General features: G+C 43.5%; 19 protein-coding genes. 7 read left to right on the top strand and 12 right to left on the bottom strand.

The features are described from left to right. Positions 1-117: 117 nt before the first annotated feature. On the top strand, positions 118-1,599 hold the full coding sequence (gene nagE, locus KP803_RS20770; protein WP_248010759.1) for an N-acetylglucosamine-specific PTS transporter subunit IIBC: 1,482 nt from the start codon (positions 118-120) through the stop codon (positions 1,597-1,599). 100 nt (positions 1,600-1,699) lie between these two features. Here nagE and KP803_RS20765 read toward each other — a convergent pair whose 3' ends face one another. The 5 genes from KP803_RS20765 to KP803_RS20745 all read right to left on the bottom strand — a co-directional run bounded on the left by KP803_RS20765 (position 1,700) and on the right by KP803_RS20745 (position 7,240). After that, positions 1,700-2,992, bottom strand: coding sequence for a sensor histidine kinase (locus tag KP803_RS20765; RefSeq protein ID WP_248010758.1), 1,293 nt, complete (start codon positions 2,990-2,992; stop codon positions 1,700-1,702). Then, on the bottom strand, positions 2,976-3,650 hold the full coding sequence (locus tag KP803_RS20760) for a response regulator transcription factor (RefSeq protein WP_248010757.1): 675 nt from the start codon (positions 3,648-3,650) through the stop codon (positions 2,976-2,978). Before KP803_RS20760 ends, KP803_RS20765 begins: the two co-directional genes overlap by 17 nt. A gap of 245 nt (positions 3,651-3,895) precedes the next feature. Further along, positions 3,896-4,939, bottom strand: a complete 1,044-nt coding sequence (locus KP803_RS20755; protein ID WP_248010756.1) for a S1 family peptidase — start codon at positions 4,937-4,939, stop codon at positions 3,896-3,898. A 142-nt stretch (positions 4,940-5,081) separates the two neighbouring features. Next, complete coding sequence (gene gcvT, locus KP803_RS20750; protein ID WP_248010755.1) at positions 5,082-6,215, bottom strand: glycine cleavage system aminomethyltransferase GcvT; 1,134 nt, start codon at positions 6,213-6,215, stop codon at positions 5,082-5,084. A gap of 401 nt (positions 6,216-6,616) precedes the next feature. Next, a complete protein-coding gene (locus KP803_RS20745; RefSeq protein ID WP_248010754.1) occupies positions 6,617-7,240 on the bottom strand; it encodes a helix-turn-helix domain-containing protein in 624 nt (207 codons plus the stop codon). 390 nt (positions 7,241-7,630) lie between these two features. On the opposite strand from KP803_RS20745, the gene KP803_RS20740 reads away from it, so the two are divergent. The 3 genes from KP803_RS20740 (at position 7,631) to gcvP (ending at position 12,367) form a co-directional block, all read left to right on the top strand. Beyond that, positions 7,631-8,926 carry a serine hydroxymethyltransferase gene (locus KP803_RS20740; RefSeq protein WP_248010753.1) on the top strand — a complete coding sequence of 432 codons (1,296 nt, stop codon included), beginning with the start codon at positions 7,631-7,633 and terminating at the stop codon, positions 8,924-8,926. Positions 8,927-8,974: 48 nt separating this feature from the next. Further along, complete coding sequence (gene gcvH, locus KP803_RS20735; protein ID WP_102405231.1) at positions 8,975-9,355, top strand: glycine cleavage system protein GcvH; 381 nt, start codon at positions 8,975-8,977, stop codon at positions 9,353-9,355. A gap of 135 nt (positions 9,356-9,490) precedes the next feature. Further along, a complete protein-coding gene (gcvP, locus tag KP803_RS20730) occupies positions 9,491-12,367 on the top strand; it encodes an aminomethyl-transferring glycine dehydrogenase (protein ID WP_248010752.1) in 2,877 nt (958 codons plus the stop codon). Between the two features lie 94 nt (positions 12,368-12,461). Here the strand turns inward: gcvP and KP803_RS20725 are convergent, their stop codons facing one another. The 3 genes from KP803_RS20725 to KP803_RS20715 all read right to left on the bottom strand — a co-directional run bounded on the left by KP803_RS20725 (position 12,462) and on the right by KP803_RS20715 (position 15,271). Beyond that, positions 12,462-13,736, bottom strand: coding sequence for a peptidoglycan DD-metalloendopeptidase family protein (locus KP803_RS20725; RefSeq protein WP_248010751.1), 1,275 nt, complete (start codon positions 13,734-13,736; stop codon positions 12,462-12,464). Between the two features lie 36 nt (positions 13,737-13,772). Beyond that, positions 13,773-14,774 carry a CobW family GTP-binding protein gene (locus KP803_RS20720; RefSeq protein ID WP_248010750.1) on the bottom strand — a complete coding sequence of 334 codons (1,002 nt, stop codon included), beginning with the start codon at positions 14,772-14,774 and terminating at the stop codon, positions 13,773-13,775. A 236-nt stretch (positions 14,775-15,010) separates the two neighbouring features. After that, the gene (locus KP803_RS20715) at positions 15,011-15,271 is read right to left on the bottom strand and encodes a DUF5062 family protein (RefSeq protein WP_248010749.1); all 261 of its coding nucleotides are present in this window, start codon (positions 15,269-15,271) and stop codon (positions 15,011-15,013) included. Positions 15,272-15,452: 181 nt separating this feature from the next. On the opposite strand from KP803_RS20715, the gene KP803_RS20710 reads away from it, so the two are divergent. Next, positions 15,453-16,082, top strand: coding sequence for an SGNH/GDSL hydrolase family protein (locus KP803_RS20710; protein ID WP_248010748.1), 630 nt, complete (start codon positions 15,453-15,455; stop codon positions 16,080-16,082). A gap of 45 nt (positions 16,083-16,127) precedes the next feature. On the opposite strand, the gene KP803_RS20705 is transcribed toward KP803_RS20710, so the two are convergent. From KP803_RS20705 to KP803_RS20690, 4 genes are all read right to left on the bottom strand, one after another. Beyond that, positions 16,128-16,346 (bottom strand): hypothetical protein, encoded by a 219-nt coding sequence (locus KP803_RS20705; RefSeq protein WP_248010747.1) that lies wholly within the window; start codon positions 16,344-16,346, stop codon positions 16,128-16,130. A 245-nt stretch (positions 16,347-16,591) separates the two neighbouring features. After that, a complete protein-coding gene (locus tag KP803_RS20700) occupies positions 16,592-17,821 on the bottom strand; it encodes an ABC transporter substrate-binding protein (RefSeq protein WP_248010746.1) in 1,230 nt (409 codons plus the stop codon). 37 nt (positions 17,822-17,858) lie between these two features. Then, positions 17,859-19,829, bottom strand: coding sequence for a methyl-accepting chemotaxis protein (locus tag KP803_RS20695; protein ID WP_248010745.1), 1,971 nt, complete (start codon positions 19,827-19,829; stop codon positions 17,859-17,861). Positions 19,830-20,109: 280 nt separating this feature from the next. After that, complete coding sequence (locus tag KP803_RS20690; protein WP_248010744.1) at positions 20,110-20,583, bottom strand: peptide-methionine (S)-S-oxide reductase; 474 nt, start codon at positions 20,581-20,583, stop codon at positions 20,110-20,112. A 280-nt stretch (positions 20,584-20,863) separates the two neighbouring features. Between KP803_RS20690 and KP803_RS20685 the strand changes: the two genes are divergently transcribed. Together KP803_RS20685 and KP803_RS20680 are read left to right on the top strand one after the other, a co-directional pair. Further along, the gene (locus tag KP803_RS20685; protein WP_248010743.1) at positions 20,864-21,751 is read left to right on the top strand and encodes a PA4780 family RIO1-like protein kinase; all 888 of its coding nucleotides are present in this window, start codon (positions 20,864-20,866) and stop codon (positions 21,749-21,751) included. Positions 21,752-21,976: 225 nt separating this feature from the next. After that, positions 21,977-24,091 carry a methyl-accepting chemotaxis protein gene (locus KP803_RS20680; protein ID WP_248010742.1) on the top strand — a complete coding sequence of 705 codons (2,115 nt, stop codon included), beginning with the start codon at positions 21,977-21,979 and terminating at the stop codon, positions 24,089-24,091. Positions 24,092-24,191 lie beyond the last annotated feature (100 nt).

Raw genomic sequence — 24,191 nt, 5'->3', positions numbered from 1 at the left:
CTTCCAAAACTTCTACTCACTTTTCCTTACATTAATAAACGTTAATAAAAGCACAAGGCTCCCTTAACCCTACTCTATTTATCCTATGTTCATAATCATAATCAAAGAGGACATAAGGTGAACATACTCGGATATTTGCAAAAAATCGGTAAGGCGCTCATGGTGCCGATTGCCGTACTACCTGCGGGTGGTTTAATGCTCGGTTTAGGCTACGCTCTCGACCCAAGCGGTTGGGGAGCCAATAGTGCCCTTGCCACCATACTCGTCTACGGCGGTAAAGGTATCATGGATAACCAAGCGTGGTTGTTCGCGGTAGGCGTCGCTTACGGACTAGCCAAAGATAACAATGGTGCCGCTGCGTTATCTGGATTGCTCGGTTTACTCATTGTCGAGATGATCGTTGGTAACGTCGCGGTAATCTCTCAAATTACAGGTGTTCCTGTTGACCAAATGACAAGCTCAGAGCTTATCGCGTCGGGGGCGTCGGTCAGTGCGTTTACTGGTATTATGATGGGTCTCGTCGCCGCAACACTCTATAATCGCTTTCATACAATAAAGCTTCCCGCTGTTCTAGGCTTTTTTGGTGGTCGTCGATTTGTCCCCATCATCACATCTATCGCCGCAATCACAATCAGTTTGATCATGGTTTACGTTTGGCCATTGGTCTACGGCTCTTTGGTTAATTTTGGTATCGCCATTTCAGAAATGGGGGCTGTCGGAGCGGGTCTGTACGGATTCTTTAACCGACTATTGATTCCTGTTGGGCTTCATCATGCCTTAAACCAAGTATTTATCTTTGATCTTGTGGGTATAAACGATATCTCTCAGTTCTGGTCTGGCACTGGCGAGTTAGGTGTTACTGGTATTTACCAAGGTGGATTCTTTCCTGTTATGGGTTACGGCTTACCTGCTGCATGTCTAGCAATGTATCACTGTGCGAAATCAGAGAATAAAAAGAAAGTCGCGGGCATTCTTGGTGCATCTGCATTTACGGCCATCTTAACAGGGGTTACAGAGCCTATTGAGTTTGCGTTTATGTTTGTTGCTCCTGCGTTGTATGTCATTCATGCACTTCTAACCGCTTTCTCTCTTTATATTGCAGCAAGCATGCAGTGGATAGCGGGATTCACATTCAGTGGCGGTCTCATTGACTTCGTGCTGTCTTACAACCTTCCCCTTGCTATCAAGCCTTACATGCTCATTTTGCAAGGTCTGTGTTTTGCTGTGGTTTACTACTGCGTGTTCCGTTTCGCCATTATGAAGTTCGACCTAAAAACACCAGGTCGTGAAGATGAAGAAGCGGTAGAAAGTGTCGCAGTTGGTACTCATGACAAGGCGGCTTTATACATAAAAGCTCTTGGTGGGCAGCGTAATTTAGACAGCATTGATTCGTGTATTACCCGTTTACGACTGTCATTACACGATATCTCGTTAGCCGATGAGAAAGCGCTTAAAGCCATCGGAGCGATGGGGGTCGTCAAAATTGGCGGAAATAACCTACAAGTTATCGTGGGAACAGAAGCGGAGGAGATTGCTCATGCAATGAAACAGTTTCCCGCCAATGCTGATGAGCCTAAGGTGACTATCCCAGCCCAATAGACAAGTACAAAAAGATAAATAAAAGCCAAAGTTAATACTTTGGCTTTTTACCTCTTACAGATTTGAACACTTCAAAATATGCTGGCATTCAAAACAGACGCTAGCGTTCAAAATAGATTCTCGCTCTCAAACCTGGAGAGTTATCTCTCAGTACCAAACGAGCATTATGTCGATGGACTACTGCGTCAACTAATGAGAGTCCTAGCCCATTTCCATATTCACTTCGACTTTTATCCGCGCGATACATAGGACGACATACTTGTGGCTTGTCTTCATCAGAGATACCTATTCCGGAGTCCGCAACGACAACACCAAAGTGATCAACAATAATCTCTACCCTGCCATTATCCGGAGTATATTTCACAGCGTTCTCTACTAAATTAAATATTGCACGAAAAAGAAGTGAACGGTCTCCAACGACAGTACAAGCTTGATCCTCTCGTATTACAAGCGTTTGCTGCTTTTGCTCTGCAACGGGTGAAATAAATTCCAAAGCATCCCGAGCAATTTGTCCAAGATCCACCCTATCGGTTTGAATGTTTAATTGACCACTATTTAGCTTTGCTATTTCTAACATACTGTTAAACAGTGACAATATTAACTCTAACTCATCATGACAAATTGAAAGTTGCTGTTGCTGTGCATCTGTCATCCCCTCTTTTGACAGCATATCTTCCAAACGCAACTTTAGCCGTGCCATCGGTGTGCGCATGTCGTGTGCCATTCCGACGGTTAAAGACTTGAGTGATGACTCATTTTGGGCCATCTGTTCAATCATATAATTAAGATGAATAGCGATGACATCAAATTCATCATCTTGCTTTGAGACGGGAAGCTTGACATCTCTCTCTCCACATAACACACGATTCATCGTTTTGTTAATCAACTCAATTTTCTTCAACGTTACCACGGTGAAAAAGAGTGCGACAATGAGCATCACGGCAATTGGAAAAACAATGCCGGACAACACAATGGGAATTAAGGACTGACGAAAGGCTTCTACCGTTCTAGAATCAATACCAATTTCCAATTGATGATTCTTACCAACGGGAATGATCGTTTTGTCTGCTTTCGGTAAAGCACTGATCGGATAGTAAGGAGCGGTATAATTAACGTCTGAATACTCTGAAAGCGTGTAAAAGAACGGGCTATCCGTTATTTGCTTTGTTTTAAGGAAGCTTTCCAGCTCCTCTTTCCCTTTCTTAGCAAAATAACTGAATTCTAAAACTTCATCATTTAGCTGTTTAGCCAATTGTTGCCGATGAAACGCATCGGAATCTAAGTACACTTTTCTAATGACGACAACGTTCACCATGGTCACTAAAACAAACAAACCAATGAGCGTTTTAAAAATTGAAGAACGCGTTAATGTATAATCATCGACGAAGGACATATCCAGCTCCCCTAACCGTATGCAATAAATCCACACAGCCAAGCTCTTCAAGTTTTCGCCTGAGGTTGGCAATATGCACATCAATAACGTTAGTTTTAGGGTCGAAGTGATAACTCCAAATATTCTCGAAAAGGCGCATCCTAGAAACGACTTGTTCGTTATGCTCAACAAAATACTGTAAAAGCTGAAACTCTTTGGGTTGCAAGCTCATTCGCTGATCATGACACGTTGCACTATGGGCTTTTAGATCAATACTTAAGCAATCGTAACTAAGCGTACTTTGCAGTGGTGTCTGTCTTTGAGTTCGGTTAATTATGATATCAACTCTAGCGATCAGCTCTGCTAAAGCGAAAGGTTTGATCAGATAATCATCACTGCCAGCCTGTAACCCAACGACTCTGTCTTCAACACTGTCCATCGCACTCAAAATCAACACGGGTAAATCTTCTTGAGTGGCCTTTATTGCAGCTAAAACTTTCATTCCATCTAAATAGGGAAGCATTCGGTCAAGAACAACCAATTGGTACTCACTGCTTAGCGCCATCATCAGACCTTGTTTTCCATCTTCAGCTTGGTCTACTGAATATCCGTGTTCTTGTAGCCCCTTAGCAACGAACTCTCTTGTCGTTGAGTCATCTTCGATGATAAGTATTTTCACAGGTTCTCCTCATACTAAGCGAAGTACTGTAGCGTATTATTTTGGTGGGTAAAATAAAAATGGCTCGCGTGACTAATGCGAGCCATAACGGTCTAGGGGGTAAACCGCGAGTTTATATTGTCTTAAGCGACTGATGTAGTATTGCTGGGTAACTGTTTGTTTTTAATTTATAAAACATTAATTATTCTTAATGTCACGACTTACAATAGGAATTAGGTCAGCTAACCAGTAATAGCATTGCGTTTCTAACTAGCAACTCTGCGTCTAAAACCAATAATTAACGGCATAGCTAACAAAGCAAAGATCCCAAACACACCACCACTAGAGTTTGAACTGTTTGATGATTCTGTTTCTGTTGTTTCTGAATCCACAACATTTGAGTCGCTGTTACGAATTAGGCTTCGAACGCCATTCGTCGTAACGACGTGATACTTGGGTGTTTCAGAACCGCTGGTTACTGAGCTAATCCACGACTGATAATCGTACACTTCGGTAAATGCAGACGTGTAACTTGCTGAAGTGGTCCCACAGTCTGTCGGGCCGAAACTGGTAATCCCGATCTGTACATACTTACTGCCGTCATACCAATAGACAGGGCCACCGGAGTCACCACTGCACGTCGAGTCTTTATAGGCGCCTTCCGTATCTCCATTAAAACATAACTGCTTATCCGTCATCGCACTACCACAAATAGAGTTATCAGAGAGGAAAAGTAGATTCGTTTCTTGAAGAATATCACCGCCATCCACATTACCTTCAATCAGACCATGCCCGATAGTCATAAAACTCGTGGAGCCGTTGTTATCAGGGTAACTGTCATTCTGACTTGTGTTGACGAGATAACTATAATCCGAAACATTCAACGCCGTTTCGAGTTTTAAAACCGCAATATCATTGGCCCACAAATCGCTGCTAGAGTCTGAATAATCATCAGGGTAATAAATCTCTTCTATTCTCGCTTTCTCTACACCTGAATCAAAATAGTCTGATTGGTCACTGAGCTTAGGCGCAATCCACCCGTGAAGCATGATGTCATAGTCACCGTACAGGCAGTGAGCAGCGGTCAGTACATATTGAGAGTTAATAACGGTTGCACCACAGGTGTTACCGTAAAATGAGCCATCGTCAAAAAATAGACTCGCAAAGTTTGGGTAATTCGAATCTAACTTTGATGCTGACACATCAGTACCATTAACAATGTACGCACTCACATCAGATGCGAATGTGTTATAACTCAGCGAAGCACAGGCCAATAATAGGCCACTGAAACGTAAATAACTTTTGTTCATCAAGCAATCCTTCCCAATAGAACATAGACTAGGTAAATATATCCATATAATACCTAAGTACCATCAATAATTAAAAGTACCCACAATAAAAAAGCCCTCAGACTGAGGGCTTTTAAACTTCAATCTTTAGTACTAAGTATAGCTAACCACGGAAATAACGCTGTGGAACAAACGGCATTTTTTCAACCGTCATTGGCAGTTTTTTACCGCGAACTTCAGCAAACAGTTGAGTACCTACCGCTATTAGGTCAGCTCTAACATACGCCATAGAGACTGGCTTGCCTGCATTAGGGCCTGCCGTGCCACTCGTTACGATACCAACTTTGTTATCATCGGCGTCAAATAGTTCTGTACCTTCACGTACTGGTGCCTTGGTTTGACCGACGAGACCAACACGCTTGCGAGTCACATCTTTGGTCAGAATTTGGTTTAGAATAATATCTGCGCCAGGGAAACCGCCTGCACGTGCACCATCTGTGCGACGTACTTTTTGAATACCCCAAAGTAGGCTCGCTTCAACAGGTGTTGTTGTTGTATCAAGATCGTGTCCGTACAAACACAGCCCACACTCTAGGCGAAGTGAATCACGAGCACCAAGACCGATCCACTCTACTTCTTCGAAAGACGTCAGTTTACGAGCCAGTGCATCGGCTTTATCCGCAGGAACTGAGATCTCATAGCCATCTTCACCTGTATAACCACTTCGGCTAACAATACACTCGACACCATCAAGTTCTAACGTTCTTACATCCATAAAGACCATATCAGCAACCGTAGGCTGAATTTGAGACAGGACAGTAACTGCTTTTGGTCCTTGCAATGCAAGCAGAGCGCGGTCTTCAATGATTTCAAGCTCCACACCTGCAGGCAAATGCGCTTGAAGGTGCGTAATGTCTTGCTCTTTACATGCTGCGTTAACTACAACAAATAGATGATCACCCAGGTTTGCCACCATAAGGTCATCCATAATGCCGCCTTGCTCGTTCGTAAAAAACGCGTAACGTTGGTTGCCTTTTGGAAGATCAATAATGTCGACTGGAACCAATGACTCTAAGAATGCCGCTGCGCCTTCACCATGCAAACGTAGCTGCCCCATATGAGACACATCGAAAAGACCCACAGCCTCACGAGTGTGAAGGTGCTCTTTTTTAACACCAAGTGGGTACTGAACTGGCATGTCGTATCCAGCAAACGGGACCATCTTCGCGCCTACTTCAACATGCAACGCATGCAATGGGGTCTTAAGCAGTTCTTGATTCAGTATTTCTTGAGTCATTTTCTTCTCCGTGATGCCAGACATCGTCTCTTTATATGGTGGGTAAGTTATACCACTCGTAAGCTATTTAATTCACAAGCGATGCAGTTAATAAGTTCATGTTACAACTCATTAAACGGCTAACTCTTAGTATGCTTTCCACTTACCATATTTGTTAGGTGGAAATCTTGTTTCCTATAATAAACAAGCATGGCAACTTTTCCACCTTTAACAAGTTCCATACAGCTCAAAGTGTGACATTTAACATACTAATTACAACATACAGAGCAAATAAAAAACGCCTATATGATTTTCAACTGATCATATAGGCGTAATTTTAGCGATTTACTTAAGAACGAAAACGGTTGCTTTCACTATAGGAAATTCTCTTATTTTGTATTAGATAAGTTAAATTGTCCTTACTACTTCGCAGTCACCCACAAAATATGAGCATCTTCTTCACTAGTAGAGATCAACATGTGGCCCATATTTGCATCATAATAGACACTGTCACCTTCACTCATCGGCACTGGCTCATAAAATTCAGAGTAGAACAAAACGTCACCAGAAAGGATCAACAAGAACTCTTCACCATCGTGTCTCACCCAGTCTGCATACTCTTCAAAATTACGTGCATGAACACGGCTTTTGAAAGGCATCATTTTTTTATTCGATAACTGTGTCGCTAATAACTCATGTTCGTAAGTGGGCGTAGGATGTGATTTCCCTTGACCAGATCTAGAGATATCCCGACGCCCCGTTGCAACCTTTTTCCTAGGTGGCTCAAAGAGTTGAGGCATATTAATCTGTAATCCAAGCGCCAATTTCTGCATCGCTTGGAAGGTCGGGGAGATCTGTTCGTTCTCTATTTTACTCAATGTAGAACGAGCCAAGCCCGTTCTTTGACTCGCCTCTTCTAAGGTGATACCTAACTTGGCACGAATGTCTTTAATTCGCTCACCAAGCTTTAATGGCTCTATATTTTGATCCGCTGATTCTTTGGCCAACGTTAAAGATGGGTACTCGTCATAGATGTCTTCAGACATGCTTGTCCCTCTACTATTTTTACTTCCTGTCTGTGAATAAACATTGTTGCATGAAGCGACTCATTGATTAAAGACTACAGTAAGAAATAAAGCGTGCTCTCGGTAACAGAAATGGAAACTAGGTTTCCTATAGGAAATTTTTGGTTGATTGTTTTTCTAGCCAAAGGTATGTTATCGACTTGTTAGATGAAGAGATGCAGTTTCTGGTTTGACCTAGGTTCATGTTAACGAACATTTGGTTAGATCAATTTTACCCATTTTAGGGACATATTCGCGCTGTAATACAACTTGGGTGCTATGCAACAATCAATAGTATTACGGTTATAAACGAAAGACTTAGTAAGCAACAACAATAATGCAAGCTTACTATAAAATTGGAAGACCTCTGCCATGAACAAAGCTTATTCGAACCACAGCCTAGACAGTTTTTTCACTACAAACCTTGGTGCAACAGACGATGCCGTATTTGCGGGTATTCAAGCTGAAAACACACGTCAAAACGAACAAATCGAATTAATCGCTTCTGAGAACATTGTTTCTAAAGCGGTTATGCAAGCGCAAGGTACCTGCCTAACAAACAAATACGCTGAAGGTTACCCTGGCCGTCGCTACTACGGTGGTTGTGAACACGTTGATACTGTAGAAGCGATTGCTATTGAAAGAGCAAAAAAACTCTTTGACTGTGGTTACGTGAACGTTCAGCCTCACTCTGGTGCGCAAGCGAATGGCGCGGTTAAACTGGCTCTTCTTCAACCGGGCGACACAATCCTTGGTATGTCGTTAGACGCCGGTGGTCACCTGACTCACGGTGCTCGCCCAGCCATGTCTGGTAAGTGGTTCAATGCGGTACAATATGGCGTTGACCGTGAAACATTAGAAATTGATTACGATGCCGTGCTAGAGCTCGCAAAAGAACATAAGCCTAAAATGATCATCGCTGGCGGTTCTGCTATTCCTCGCACTATCGATTTTGCTAAATTCCGCGAAATTGCCGATGAAGTAGACGCGATCCTAATGGTCGATATGGCGCACATCGCTGGTCTTATCGCAACAGGTGCACACCCTAGCCCATTGCCTCACGCGCATGTAGTAACAACAACAACGCATAAAACATTGCGTGGCCCTCGCGGCGGTATGATCCTCACCAACGACGAAGCCATCAACAAAAAGATTAACTCTGCAGTATTCCCTGGTCTTCAAGGTGGCCCTTTAATGCACGTTATCGCTGCAAAAGCGGTCGCATTCGGTGAAGCACTGGGGCCAGAGTTCTCTACTTACATTGATTCAGTCATCAATAACGCCAAAGTGCTCGCTGAAGTCTTACAAGCACGTGGCTGTGACATCGTCACTGGTGGCACCGATACACACTTAATGCTGGTTGATTTACGTCCAAAAGGACTCAAAGGCAACAAGGCCGAAGAAGCATTAGAACGTGCAGGGATCACATGTAACAAAAATGGCATTCCATTTGATACAGAAAAACCTATGATTACATCGGGTATCCGTTTGGGTACGCCAGCTGGAACCAGTCGTGGTTTTGGCAGTGAAGAATTTAAGCTCATTGGTGAGTGGATTGGTGATGTACTAGATGGTCTTGTAGAAAGCCCTGAAGGTAATCCAGAAGTAGAACAGCGTGTTCGTAAGCAAGTGAAAACATTGTGTTCTCGCTACCCACTTTACCAATAAGTCATATTATAAACATTTGAACCTAAAGTTATTTTTGGAGATTAAGCAATGGATAACACACTGAAGTTTGCAGATAGCCACGAGTGGGTAAAAGACAACGGTGACGGCACTGTAACAATCGGTATTTCTGAGCACGCACAAGAGATGCTTGGCGATGTTGTATTTGTCGACTTGCCAGAAGTTGAAGACGAAATCGAAGCAGGCGAAAGCTTCTCTTTGGTTGAGTCAGTAAAAGCAGCATCAGACATCTATGCGCCTGTGACTGGTGAGATTGTTGAAATCAACGAAGAGCTAGAAGATAGCCCTGAACTGATTAACGAAGAGTCTTACGAAGGTGGCTGGATCGTTAAAGTGAAGCTTTCTGATCCATCAGAGCTTGATAATCTAAAAGATGCTGAAGAATACCTAAACTCAATCGAAGATGAGTAATTAGGAAGACAAATTAAAGCTGCCCTGTTACTCCAACACGGCAGCTTTTTTTCAAGATGAATATTAAGCGTATCATTACCGAATTTCATAATGAATTGCGATTGATTTCCATCTGTTAAAGAAGGTAAAGGAACAATGACTGAATTACTTCAAAGCCCGTTACTAGCCGATCTGGGCACACAAAACGAATTCGTTGCACGTCACAACGGTCCAAATAAAGCGGATCAACAAAAGATGCTAGAAGCGATTAATGCTGCTAGCCTTGACTCTCTTATTGATGAAACGGTTCCATCGCAGATCCGCGTTGAAAAGCCAATGACGCTTGCAGCTCCAAAAAGTGAAACGGACATGCTGGTCGCGATGAAAGAATTCGCTAATAAGAACCAAGTTAAACGTACCTTTATCGGACAAGGCTATTACAACACCTTTACCCCTAACGTTATTCTACGTAACGTGCTAGAAAATCCAGGTTGGTACACTGCGTACACACCTTATCAGCCAGAAATCTCACAAGGCCGATTAGAAGCACTACTGAATTTTCAACAAATGGTGATGGATTTAACGGCGATGGATATTGCCAACGCATCACTGCTTGATGAAGCAACCGCCGCTGGCGAAGCGATGACGCTTTGTAAGCGCGCAGGTAAAAGCAAAAGCAAAGTCTTCTTTGTTGCAGACGATGTACACCCTCAGACGCTAGAAGTTGTTAAAACTCGCGCAGAGTACATCGGTTTTGAAGTGTTGGTTGGCGCACTTGAAACGCTACCTCAACAAGATGTGTTTGGCGCTCTGGTTCAATACCCAAGCACAACAGGTCAAGTACAAGACCTCACTGACATTATCGCTGCAGCACAAGCAAACAAAACATTGGTGACTGTGGTTACTGATCTACTTGCTTCTACTCTATTAAAACCTGCTGGTGAGATGGGCGCTGACGTTGTCATCGGTTCATCTCAACGCTTTGGTGTTCCAATGGGTTACGGCGGTCCTCACGCTGCATTCATGGCAACACGTGACAAACACAAACGTACCATGCCAGGTCGTATCATTGGTGTCTCTGTAGACTCAAAAGGCAACCAAGCATTACGCATGGCTATGCAAACTCGTGAGCAACACATCCGCCGCGAGAAAGCGACATCAAACATCTGTACCGCTCAAGCACTGCTTGCGAACATGGCATCTTTCTTCGCGGTTTATCACGGCGCTGAAGGCCTACGTACTATCGCTCGTCGCACGCATCACATGACAGCAATCTTAGCGGCTGGTCTAACGAAGTCTGGTTTTGAGCTTGCTCACAACAGCTTCTTTGACACGATTACGCTAAATACAGGCACTCAAACAGACGCGCTTTATGCGAAAGCTCAAGCGGCTGATATCAACCTGCGTAAACTACCAACTCAGATTGGTATTAGTCTTGATGAGACAACAACAACCTCTGATATCGAAGCGCTATTCGCTATCTTCAACGTTACTGAAGATTTCAATGCACTGTCCACTGAAATTGCTACGAACGAGTTTGCAGCAATTCCAGAAAGCTGTCGTCGTGAGTCTAAATTCCTAACTCACCCAGTTTTCAATACGCACCACAGTGAAACGCAAATGATGCGTTACCTGAAACAGCTTGAGAATAAAGATTTCTCGCTGACTCACGGTATGATCCCGCTAGGTAGCTGTACCATGAAACTTAACGCCGTAGCAGAGATGATTCCGGTCACTTGGCCTGAGTTTGGTGAAATGCACCCATTTGCTCCACTAGAGCAAGCTGCAGGTTACACAGCACTCGCACAAGATCTAAAAGAAAAACTGTGTGAAATCACTGGCTACGATGATTTCTCACTGCAACCTAACTCTGGTGCTTCTGGTGAATACGCAGGTTTGATTGCGATTCAACGTTACCATGCAAGCCGTGGCGAAGGTCACCGTAATGTGTGTCTAATCCCTAGCTCTGCACACGGTACAAACCCAGCGACAGCATCAATGGTGTCTATGAAAGTTGTAGTTGTTAAGTGTGATGACGATGGCAACATCGACATGGCTGACCTAGCCGCGAAGATCGAGAAGCACCACGACAACCTTTCAAGCATCATGATCACTTACCCTTCAACGCATGGCGTTTACGAAGAGCAAGTGAAAGAAGTATGTGAAATGGTTCATGCTGCAGGCGGTCAAGTTTACCTAGACGGCGCAAACATGAACGCACAGGTTGGTCTAACATCTCCAGGCTTTATCGGCTCGGATGTTTCGCACCTAAACTTACACAAAACGTTCTGTATTCCACACGGTGGTGGTGGTCCAGGTATGGGGCCTATCGGTGTTAAATCGCACCTAGCACCTTTCCTACCAGGTCACATCGAGAATGGTTCACAAGGCACAGATTACGCGGTTTCTGCTGCGGATCTAGGTAGCGCTTCTATTTTGCCTATCTCTTGGGCTTACATTGCCATGATGGGTGAGCCTGGCCTGACTGAAGCGACTAAAGTTGCGATTCTAAACGCAAACTATGTGATGGAAATGCTTCGTCCTCACTACCCTGTTCTTTACCGTGGTACTAACGGCCGCGTAGCGCACGAATGTATTATCGATATTCGTCCGCTAAAAGAAGAGACAGGCATCAGCGAAGAAGATATCGCTAAGCGTCTAATGGACTACGGTTTCCACGCGCCAACAATGTCGTTCCCAGTTGCAGGCACATTAATGGTAGAACCAACTGAATCTGAAGATTTGGAAGAACTAGACCGTTTCTGTGAGGCGATGATCGCGATTCGTCATGAGATGACAGCAGTGAAAGAAGGCGCTTGGCCACTAGATAACAACCCACTTGTTAATGCTCCACATACACAAGTAGACCTATCTAGCGAAGAGTGGGACCGCCCTTACTCGCGTGAACTGGCGTGTTTCCCTTCATGGTCAACTAAGCAGTCTAAGTACTGGCCTACGGTAAACCGCGTTGATAACGTGCACGGTGACCGTAACCTGATTTGTTCTTGCCCAAGCATTGATCACTACCAGTAAGCTTTTAAATCTCCAGTTGGAGTTTATAACAGCCTAAATTGAAAAATGGACAAACTTCGGTTTGTCCATTTTTTTGTCTATAGTGCTAGGTCGATTAAACGTCTGACTTAGCCTCAAGTTTAGTATTGGATGCGCGTTGCTCTACAGCAACAAGATCATCAAACACCGATACTCGCGCCATAAACGACGCCCTTTCACTTTGATCAATCGAAGTCGCTAATGGGAGATCAGCTGTCATTGGGTCTACCGCTCGGTTTCTGACTAGCACTTCAAAATGCAAATGTGGCCCCGTTATTCTCCCAGTCGCGCCCGCTAGGGCGATCTTTTGACCGCGTTTAACGTTTTGACCACGCTTGACTAAAAAGCGGTCGAGATGAAGGTATCGAGTCTTATAAACGCTGTTGTGTTCAATAACCAAATACTTCCCTGCATAGGGGTGGTTTCGAACCGCGATCACTTTGCCGTCTCCCGTGGAGTATACAGGTGCGCCAACAGGCGTAGCAAAATCAGTCCCGTTATGTGGCGTCACTCGCCCAGTGACAGGGTGCTTTCTTTTCGGGTTAAAAGGCGATGTCACTCGACGAAATTTCTTGTCTATCGGGTAACGAACAAATGCCTGCTCTAGGCTATCTCCATCCCTATCATAAAAGCGACCGTCTTCAGCTAAAAAGGCCGCGACCTCTTTTCCGCGTAATGAAATAGAAATGCCTTGTATTTCGGTATTGCCTGTCAGATGACTTCCTAAATATTGCTCCTTCACGAGCACATTAAAGCGGTCGCCTGCCCTAAGCTCTCTAGAGAAGTTAACCTTATCTCTCAGTACTCTTGTAATATTAGCGATCTGAGCCGTTGTTAAGCCGAGTTTATGAGCTGATGTCGAAAAGCTGCCATGAACCGTTCCAGAAATGAGCTTTTCTTTCCACTCCCCTGCTTCTTCAACAAAGTCATAAACGTAATCGCCGCCTTTTACTTTCTTATATATCGCGCGCTCGACAAGGCTTTCATGATAGATCAACTTAACGAGCTGTTGTGAGTCGCCATCTAGGTGGAATTCTAGGTGGTCGCCCGGTTTGATGGTATCCAATTTAAGTGACTCAAGGTCAGCCTCTAAGACTTTCTGAGTAACTTCAAAGGTTATCCCCCAAGATGACAATATAGTGCTTAATGAGTCGCCAACTTTTACAAAGTAATGGATTCGAGCAATGTTTGAAGTGTTAAGGATCTGCGTAGGTTCTTGCTCTTGATTCTCGTAGGAAGTGACTTTTATATCGGTGACTTCGTTATTAGGTGTAGAAGTTAACGTAATCACCGCAGCAAGTGAGAAAGCAATCAACGCGATTGCAATTAATGTGTATCGGAAAAGTGTCATAAAATTATTAGCGTTAAAAATGGTAAGGTTGGAGAGTTAAACAGCTAGGCATGCGAACAACTGTGCTTGGAATGACTCGTCAATAGTGTCAGATATTAGTTCAATGCGACTTTCTAAACACTCATCCAATTCAATGACGGTCAAACCATCAGGCGTTAGGTTAAAACCATATATACCCATATTGGTAATGAACACAGCTTTCATTCGTTCTGTGCTCAATCCTGTCAGTAATGCGGTGAGCTTTTGTTGGTCGAATACCTTACTCGGCTCAAACCTCCAACCGACACTTTGAAAACCTTCTCCCTCATTTGTCGCTTTCAGAAATCCTGACTCAGGTAGAACTAACTCCGACACCAGTGGTTTACTTTGCCCATGATGATGGTGATCAGTTAATTGATTCGTATATGTGGTTTCACCTTCAAACAGTGAAAGCGCTAGCTCTCCGTGGCGAGAAAAGACAACGTTAGCTTTTGAGTTTTCTTGATGTTTAACGTAATAGATCAACCTTTCTTCATCGTCGCTTTGATAAAGATCGTGCTTACTTCCTACGATAGTATCGGCTATCGATATTTGTTGGTTAAACGTATCATGTTGGGTATAACGTTCATCCGACAGTTTTCTAGCATCAACTAGAGTCAACGTCTTCTGCAGAGACAAAACCTCTCGGTAATGACCAGATAATAAAACCTGAAGCACCTCTTTTGGATGCCCAAGCCCCGTTGGTTCAATCAATAATCTGTCAGGCTTGGCTTCTGCTAGCAATTGGCTCAATGCAATTTGCATTGGAAGACCTGCAGCGCAACACATGCACCCTCCAGGCACCTCACGAATAATTACATGTCGGTTATCAGGCGATTGGCCACGCAAGAGGCTACCATCAATGCCAATTTCACCGAATTCATTAACCAGAACCGCCCAGCGCTCTCCCTCTGGTTTATCTCGTAATAGATTTAATATAACTGATGTTTTTCCTACCCCCAAAAAACCAGTGATAATATTGGTGGGGACGGCATGAATAGAGGCGTGATTCGAACTCATTAAGCATCTCTTTATAGACCACAACAAAACCACAAACGTTATAACATAACACTTAGTGAAATTAAACTGTCATCGTTGAGTTAGTTTGAGCATAGATAAAATAGACGAATATGATCTAACAGAAGCTGTCGTTCTGATGGAGGAAAGAAGAAAAAATTAGCGATGTAGTATCGTTGTCGGTCGGGGCAAACGTATTTTCACACCTGCACCCGAGGTAAAAATGAGAAATGGAGCTTCTATTTCAGTGGATCATTATCAGGCAATGCGCTATGTAGCCATATTGCTAGACGCTTTTTGATATTTGCACCGTCGAGTTTGTCTGCAGGAAGCGGGGGGATTTGATTTACCTCGACTAAAAATAGATACACGGCCTTAATTTTTATCGGCTGGGATGAACTCGGTAACTCTAGCCCTTGCATTTTAGCCATCTTAAAACCGACTTCTAACGCTTTCTTTACCAATTTATCTTCATTCAGTAGCTTCGCGGTTTTCGACATAACGTCATCCTTTGTCTCAATAGAATCATGAGTATATCAAACAGATTCACTCACATGATTACGCTGTTCTCAAATTTCTAAGTCGCTTAAGAAAAACCAAAAAATTAGTGTTTTAGGTTAACAAAACACGAATTTCTCGAGCATAATAAAGAAATCAAAAACAAACCCTTACTGGAAGTGTATGAAAACCATTCTCTGTTTTGGAGACTCCAACACTTGGGGTTATGATCCTAGTCAGCCACGCCGATTTAATACCAATGAGCGTTGGACGATGCGTTTACAATCAAACTTAGACGCGGATTATCGTATCATTGAGGAAGGACAGAATGGACGAACCACTGTTTTTGAAGACCCTTTTGAAATAGGAAAACGAGGCGTAGATTACCTATTACCTTGTTTGGAAAGCCACCACCCTGATTTGGTGATTATTCTCTTAGGCACCAATGACCTACAAACACGATTTGGCGTCACCGCCCATGATATTGCTAAGGGAGCGGCTCGTTTAGTACAGATCGTTCAGCAATTTCATCACGGCTTTATGCACAAACCCGCGGAAGTACTTCTCGTCTCGCCACCACCCGTTCTTGAAGTCGGCCCTTTTAAAGATAGTTTTGTTGACGCAGAGGAAAAATCAAAGCAGTTAGCACACTATTATGAACAGCAAGCAAGTGAATTAGGTTGTCACTTTCTTAACGCTGGTGATGTCATCAAGACTTGTGATCAAGAAGGCGTGCATTGGAACAAAGAAGAGCACGCAAAGTTAGCAAAAGCATTAGCGGAGTTAATCCCAAGCATTCTCCCCGCAGCTTAAGCCATAGAAAGCCTTACACTGTATGCGAGTGTAGGGCTACTACGCTCAAGAAATATGATTATCACGCTGGTACCCAGATACCGCATCATCACCTTTGGAAGAAGAACGGAACACATCAGCATGAAGTACAAACATGCAAAATGAAATATGAATCATAATAATCGGGGCTAGCTTCTGCTCCGAAGCCATCAAAAACAAGAACCCCACCAAAAAGGTGATGCTCGATAAAATAACGATCGCCTTGCTTCGTTGCATGTCTTCCATATTAACTAACCTTGTTAAAAACGAACTATCACTATGCTAACGGTTGTTTTTGCTCTGTTTTTTGATTTAGTTAACAAATACGTAAGACGATACTGATAAGTAATGTACTGCTCTGCTTATTGTGTACCTAGATGCAGACTCGTCACCCACAAGCCTGATCATTATCCAACTCATAAAAAGTGGAGAATGATTCTCCACTTTTTTCTTATCACTTAACGATTGAGTGAATTAGTCATCATTTTCGTCTAGGGCTTATACCATGCTTCTAAACCAGTCTGTAAACGAGTAGCCGCATCAGCTGGCATCATAGAACCATTAATAACCCCTACGCTGGTTTCCCAGATCTCCATCTCTAGACTTGGTTCACCACGATTTAATATTTGGTATGAGTTTCGAATCGTTGAGTCACACTCATCACGCCAAGCGATCATTGCTTTCGCAGTTGGATCTGCTACATCGATAAAGTGGTTAGATAGAGAGAAGAACCCTGGTAATGCGTTGGTAAAAATACCCGCAAATTCTTCACTTGCCATCCAATTAATAAATATCAATGCTTCTTCTTGATTGGATCCTTTTGCATTCACACCTATCCCAATATCGGTGTGGTCACTGATAAAGCAATCATCACCGGAATTAGCAACTGGCGGTCTGAATACCCCTAAATCAATCTTACTATTGAACGCTGAAATATCCCAAGAGCCCGCCGGGTACACAGCGGCTTTACCACCACCAAACATCTCAATGGCATCACCATAACCCCGAGTTTGGTAACCTTCACCCATATAAGGGCCCCAACGACCAAGCTGTTCAAAGACGGCAACATATTCAGGTGCCGATAACTTACCCTCGCCTGAGATTATCGAGAAACGACCATCCTCACCGCTCCAATAGTTTGGGCCAACGTTTTGAAAGCCCATGGTTGCAGCTTCCCATTTATCATTAGTCCCCATTGCTAAAGGGACATATTTGCCATCCCCTTTCACTTTTTCGAGTGCCATAAAGAACTCTTCAACCGTATTTGGCTCTTTCAGACCTAGCTCAGAAAATATCGTTTTATTGTAAAAGAACCCATGAATAACAGACGCTAAAGGAAGACAAAAGGTGGACGCTCCGTCATCGGTTTGCCAAGCTGACTGCGCAAAGGAAGGAAAGTTTTCCATTCCATCTTCGTCGGTCAAATCCACTAAATGCCCAGCTTCAAATAACTTAAGAGAATCATCAAACGGGCGGCACGTAATAATATCTCCGGCGCTACCATCAGCGAGTCGACCGTTTAACTGGTCGTTATACTCTGTTGCTATCGTATGCCGATATTCGACTTTTATACCAGGATGCTTCGCATTAAACGCTGGAATTATTTTCTCGTCCCAGATTTTTCCATCCTCACGCCAACTCTCAATGACTAACGTTCCACTCTGCCCTACGGCTGAAAAACACACCGCAAAAAATAGGCTCAATTTTATTAAATATCTCATAATACTCCCTACCTTTTCGTTCACCAAAGGGCACTCACTACAACTTAAATTTATGAACCAGTGTCCGTTGCTGTTGTGCGAGCTGTGCTAATACGTCACTGACTGACGCCGCTCCCCTCGCCTCTGTTTCAGTTTCTATTGCTACTTCTGAAATTTCATTAATGGTTTTTGCTATATCTTTACTTACGGCAATTTGCTCTTCTGACGCGTGAGAAACCTGCATACTCATCTCATTGATAGATTCCATACGCTCTGCCACCGACTTCAACGTCTCATCCGTTATTCGACTCTGACTCACACACTCTTTGGTTTTGTCTTGACTGGTATTCATCACAGCCACAACTTGCTCTGAACTCTCTTGCAAGCGCTCTATCATGGTTTGAATCTCTACCGTCGACTGCTGTGTTCTGGTTGCTAAAGTTCTTACCTCATCAGCAACGACAGCAAAACCTCTTCCGTGCTCCCCCGCCCTAGCCGCTTCAATTGCGGCATTTAACGCAAGTAAATTCGTTTGCTCTGCGATACCACGAATAACGTCCAATATGCTGCCGATGTTGTTACTAAACTCTTCCAGTTTATGAGCAATATCAACCGCAGAATTAATCGACTCAAATAACTCTTCAACTAAAATGAGACTACTCGCAACTTGCTCCCGACTCACTTGCGTACTTGCATTGGCACTTTCTACTTCCCCTTGAGATTGCTCCGTCGAACGAAATACTTCAGAAACACTCACTTCCATCTGCGAAATAGCAGCGGCAACCAACTCAATTTGCTGTTTCTGGGTCGATACACGAGACATGGTAGCTTCACTGATATGAGAAGCATTTTGTGCTTCTTCGGCTAGACTATCCGTTCCAGTATTAATTTGAGAAAGGACACTTTTCATCTCTGACACGAGCTTATCAATAGATTGAGACAACTCACCAAACTCACAACTGGATTGATAATTCACGTAATGTGTCATGTCGCCCTGAGTCATTTTACGTAGTACGCGATTGATGAGTGACAACGGGTTGTGGATCGCTTTGGACGTTAAGTATCCAATAATCGCCGCGACCAATGCAGACGCCATCGTCAGTGAGATAATCATTACCTTTGCAGCGCCTACTGATTGGGCAGTGACAAAACTGGTGGATTCTACCTCTTCTAACGCTAACGTCGCGAGTTGGTCTACTTCATTTTCTACTAAGCGAGTATTTCGTTGTGTTTGCTCAATCAGACCTCGTATCTCTGCCTGCAACTGCCTCTGTTGAATCATCAAAGGCAGCATACCCTGTTCTGACACGCCTGCTTCTTCAAGCTTTGCGACCGTTTTTTCAAATCGAGCGATAACGCCTGCACTCACCTTGATACTACTTATCCCTTCTTTGGCTCGGCTGACATTACTGGTGAACGTTTTAACCAACTTTTGTAAGTCCATGTCGGGGTTTGCAGCGCGCAGTGTTCTCAAATCTCGCTTGATTCCACTGGTGAGACGATCCACTTTATTGCTCTGAGAACGGCTACCACTGACCTTATCAAGGAGGAGTAATGTTACTTTTTGAAAGGAGTCTTCATATTTAACAAAGACTTCACGAGCACTGTTCAATTTAAGATTAAGTTCAATCGACGCTCGATGGCGATCCATTATTTGATCAGCGACTGAAAAATAGGACGTCGATGCATCACCGATTGCGCTTGTTTGCTCCATGCTTGAAGAAGAGGTACGAATTTTTTCCAAAATAGACAAAAACTCCCCTTTCTGCTCATTAAATAGTGAGAGAATAGGCGGGAGGAAACCTGCATCCGTGTAAGTAATGTATTCAAGAAGACTTCTTTGACTTTTAAGAACGGATATTTGCAGTTGAGACGTATCAACAAGTAGCGGCGTCGCGTCATTTGTTACTTGGCCAACATGTTCATTCACTGTTGCCAATTTGAGGTAGCTGCTTCCCCCAAGCAATGCCAATAAAAGAAACATGATGAAATAGCCACCAACAATTCTCTGGACAATACTTAACTTCATACGACTTCACCTAATACGGACACTATCAATAAACGTAGTAGATTAATCGGATCTGATCACAGTTTTATCACGATAGGTCGTTAATTTTTGATTCGAAATTTGCTTAATTGAGGGGAATACTTGTTTAAGGTTTGTCGCCATTCGAGAATAACCATATGATCTAGAATTGCTTTATTGTGTAATGCTCGAGAGGGTTATGTAGCACCATAAGCCATGAACGCTTTCTTAAGATCGCAGATTTTTCTAATCGAAAGTTAATCCAAGTGAGCAACGAATACGCTTAAACTTTATATTTATGTAAGATATTTTGGGGAATATGGCAGTAATCGTTGGGGCGCAACGTCAATCTGTCTTGGTGTTCCTCATCACTTTTTACGTAATTAGATAACGGGAGCACTTCAATCGCTATTCTATGCGCGTCTATCCTAGACTGAATAAACTTACTCGCGAGTTGCAAGTGCTGAACATTCGTACTGTATACGCCAGTTCGATACTTCTCACCAATATCCTCGCCCTGTTGGTTAATGCTATAAGGGTCAATAATTTCAAACAAGTATTCCATCAACTGTTCGACTGACACCACAGCAGGATCAAACTGAGTTTTTACACACTCCGCATAGCCATCGTATTCGCCGTCTGTTGTATCTGACGCACCATTCGCTCTTCCTGCTTCGGTAACAACAACACCAGGCAGATGTTTCATAAACTCCTGAACACCCCAAAGACAACCGCCAGCAAAAACTATCTCTTCCATTTTTGATTCTCGTACTCAGTTCATAATAATGCACCGCAATAGTACACAATAATACTTGGGGGTTCATCAGAGCTTACGTGACACTTGAATGAATTTCGCTTTACTCGTTTTAAGCCAATAACAATAATCCCTAATTAACACCACTAAAGAGAGTAAGTCATCGACCATGAAGGCCAAGTTACCGCAAATTGTAATAATCAATTGTCGTAATAATGGCTATTTTCCGGTTATTTCGCGCCTTAATATTACATATTAGAGCTAACTAAGGTATAACGACGCTATGAAAATACCGAAAAGAATACAGCCTTTAGTTGACGATGGTTTGGTCGACGAGGTCACTAGCCAACTAATGAGTGGCAAAGAAGCCGATGTGTACGTTGTACGCTGCGGCGAAGAGATCCGTTGCGCCAAAGTGTACAAAGAGGTCACTCAACGTAGCTTCAAAAAAGCCGTTGCCTACCGAGAAGGCCGTAAGGTCCGAAATAGTCGCCGAGCCCGTGCGATGGAAAAAGGCTCTGGCTTTGGTCGCGATCAACAAGAGAAAGTTTGGCAAAGCGCAGAAGTGGATGCTTTATTTAAGCTCGCTGCTGCTGGTGTTCGAGTTCCTATCCCGTACGGATGCTACGACGGCGTATTATTGATGGAATTGGTTACCGACGACGAAGGTTACGTTGCACCAAGACTAAACGACGTTATGATGCCAGAAGATCAAGCGCTTGAAGATCACGCCGTTATGATGACTTATGTGGTTAAAATGCTCTGCGCAGGTTTGATCCATGGCGACCTATCCGAGTTCAACGTACTGGTTGATGAATACGGCCCAGTGATCATTGATTTGCCGCAAGCCGTTGACGCAGCTGCCAATAACAATGCAGAGTGGATGTTGACCCGTGACATCAACAATATTCGCGATTACTACAGCCAATTTGCTCCTCAGCTCAAAGAGACCGAATACGCAAAAGAGATTTGGGCTATCTTTGAAAAAGGTGATTTGAAACCTGACACAGAACTTACAGGTAAGTTTGTCGAGCAAGACATTGACGCCGATCTCGCTGCTATTATGCAGGAAATTGATGACGCTCGACGTGCGGAGCAATTCCGACGTGAGCGTATTAAAGAAGCAAAAGAAGGTGTCGACGAGAGTAAATTCAATTGGGCTGAAGACTGATTTGGCTTAGTTGAAGCAACACCTATTCAATTCGCGTCACCACTATTGGTGACGCGTTCAAATCCCCCCTCCTCTGTCAATACAGCTGCATTTTCTATACACGAATTGACCTACTCATTACTTGTCTGTTCCTCTTCAATGCCCGTACCTTGTAACTAACTCCTCAACTGCTAACTTTAAGGCTAACCATCTCTTTATTTATTCAACATTAACCGAAGGTTAGTTATGAAACATTTATCGATCAGTACTAAGCTGCTTTGGATTACATCGACGTTATTTCTAACGATCGTTCTCCTTCTTTCCATTTCCTTATGGTGGACGCTGAATGAGAAAAACGCTCAAATGGCAAACCAAGTTCAACAAGGTATTCACTTCGAGATAAAAGCCAAACTTTCCTCAACGGCAGGGTTGTACGGTGAAAAAATTGCAGGGTTTATTAATAGCGCTTATCAAATTCCCTACTCCATAGCCGCTTCTATTGCTGAGACATCCGAGCTTTCTTTTAGTTCAAGAGAGGCAGTAGAGGGGAATCTCGGTGCGACGTTAAACAATAGCCCTCACCTGTCGGCTATTTACGCTCAATTTGAACCCAATGGATTTGATGGCGATGATGCTAACAACCTCCAAAACACCACGCACAGTGTGCCAGATGTCGGCAGCCTAGAGCTCTATTTTTATCGAGAAAGTGACGGCAGCGTTGTACAAGAACAAGTCGAAGATGCTGACGAAAAATACGCCAATGAGGTTGACGAGTTTGGTTTACGAGAAGCGGAATGGTACTTATGTTCTAAAGATAACCTTAAGCCCTGTGTAATGGAGCCTTACCTTGAGGAAGTGAATGGTCAGGAAGTCATGATGAGTTCGCTTGTCGCGCCAGTCATCAAACAAGGCCGTTTCTCTGGCGTAGTAGGGGTAGATATTCATCTTCCCACTTTCCAACTATTAATCGATGAGTTATCTCAAAGCCTCTATGGGGGCAACGCAAAGGTGACCTTGTTAAGTGAACGAGGTCTCATCGTTGCAGCCAGTCACTACGATCAAAGAGGTCGCCCCTTAAGCGAGGCTATTCCAGCTGGATTGGCTCAAGCTTTAAGCTCTCTTCATCAAGGTAAAGGTTATTTTGAAGATGATAGTGAAATTGCCGTTGCGTACAGTATTGATATTCCGTTAGCAAATAGCAGTTGGTCACTGATCATAGAAGTGCCAATTCAAGAAGCCTTTAGCACTGCTAATGTACTAAGTTCTTCCATGCAAGAAATGGCGAACTCATTGGGAAGGCTGCAGATGATTATAGGATTTGTCGTTTCCGTCATTGCGATCATCAGTATTTCTATCGTCATTAAAGGGATTGTCGCCCCAATCAAAACCATTCAGTCTCGGGTTGAAAACCTCGCCAGTTCAGAAGGTGACCTTACCCAATCAGTGACCATCGAATCCCACGCTGAACTTATCGCACTTAGTCGCGGCTTTAACTTATTTATAGACAAGCTTAAAACCTTGATCATCGAACTGAAAGGGCTAGCGGATCAGTCGCAGAATGTCAGTGCTTCAACCGCGACCACCGCTCAACAAACTCGAGACAGCCTTAATGATCAGAACCGTGAAATAGAGAATGTTGTCACCGCAATGAATCAAATGAGTGCAACCGCTTCAGAAGTAGCTAATGCATCAGAACAAACGGCAAGCGAAACCGAAGATATGTCGAAAAATCTCAAGTCTTGTGAAAACAGCTTAGTATTGGCAATGGAACATGTTGACACCATGTCGAAAGAGTCGATAGAAGCGAAAGAGGCCGTAATCAAAGTGTCTGATAGCAGCAACAATATAAGCTCGATTGTTGAAGTGATTAGCTCAATAGCCGAGCAAACAAACCTCCTCGCTCTCAATGCTGCCATTGAGGCAGCTCGAGCAGGTGAACAAGGCCGAGGGTTTGCCGTTGTTGCCGATGAAGTTCGATCTCTTGCGTCTAAAACTCAAAGCTCTACCGATGACATTACTAAGCTTATCCACGCGCTCCAAGTTGAAGTAAATAGTGCCTCGAAAGTCATTGAGTCAGGTACCGAAAAAGCAGAGCTCGCGGTATCACAAACTAACGAAGCACTGTCTTCTATCAGCGCTATCGTCGGTCAGATTGATACGGTTTCAAGCCAGATCACTCATATCGCAACGGCAGCAGAAGAGCAAAGCGCCGTGACCGAAGAGATAAACCGAAACATCACCGGTATATCAGATTCAACCGCTCAGCTCGCACGCTTAGCTGATGAATCATTTGATAGTAGTAATCACCTATCAGAGCTTGTTCGGGCTCAGTATGAACAGCTTGATAGGCTAAAAACTTAATAGGCTCAAAGAAAGAAATTAGAGTAAAGAGAATCAATGAAATAAAAAAGGAGGTGGACTAATGAGTCCACCTCTTTCTATGTTTACGTACTGTCATTCA

The organism is Vibrio amylolyticus (assembly GCF_023145695.1).
Lineage (GTDB): Bacteria > Pseudomonadota > Gammaproteobacteria > Enterobacterales > Vibrionaceae > Vibrio > Vibrio amylolyticus.
The sequence above is the reverse complement of the archived record's forward strand: the minus strand, read 5'-3'. Positions and strand labels throughout refer to the sequence as shown.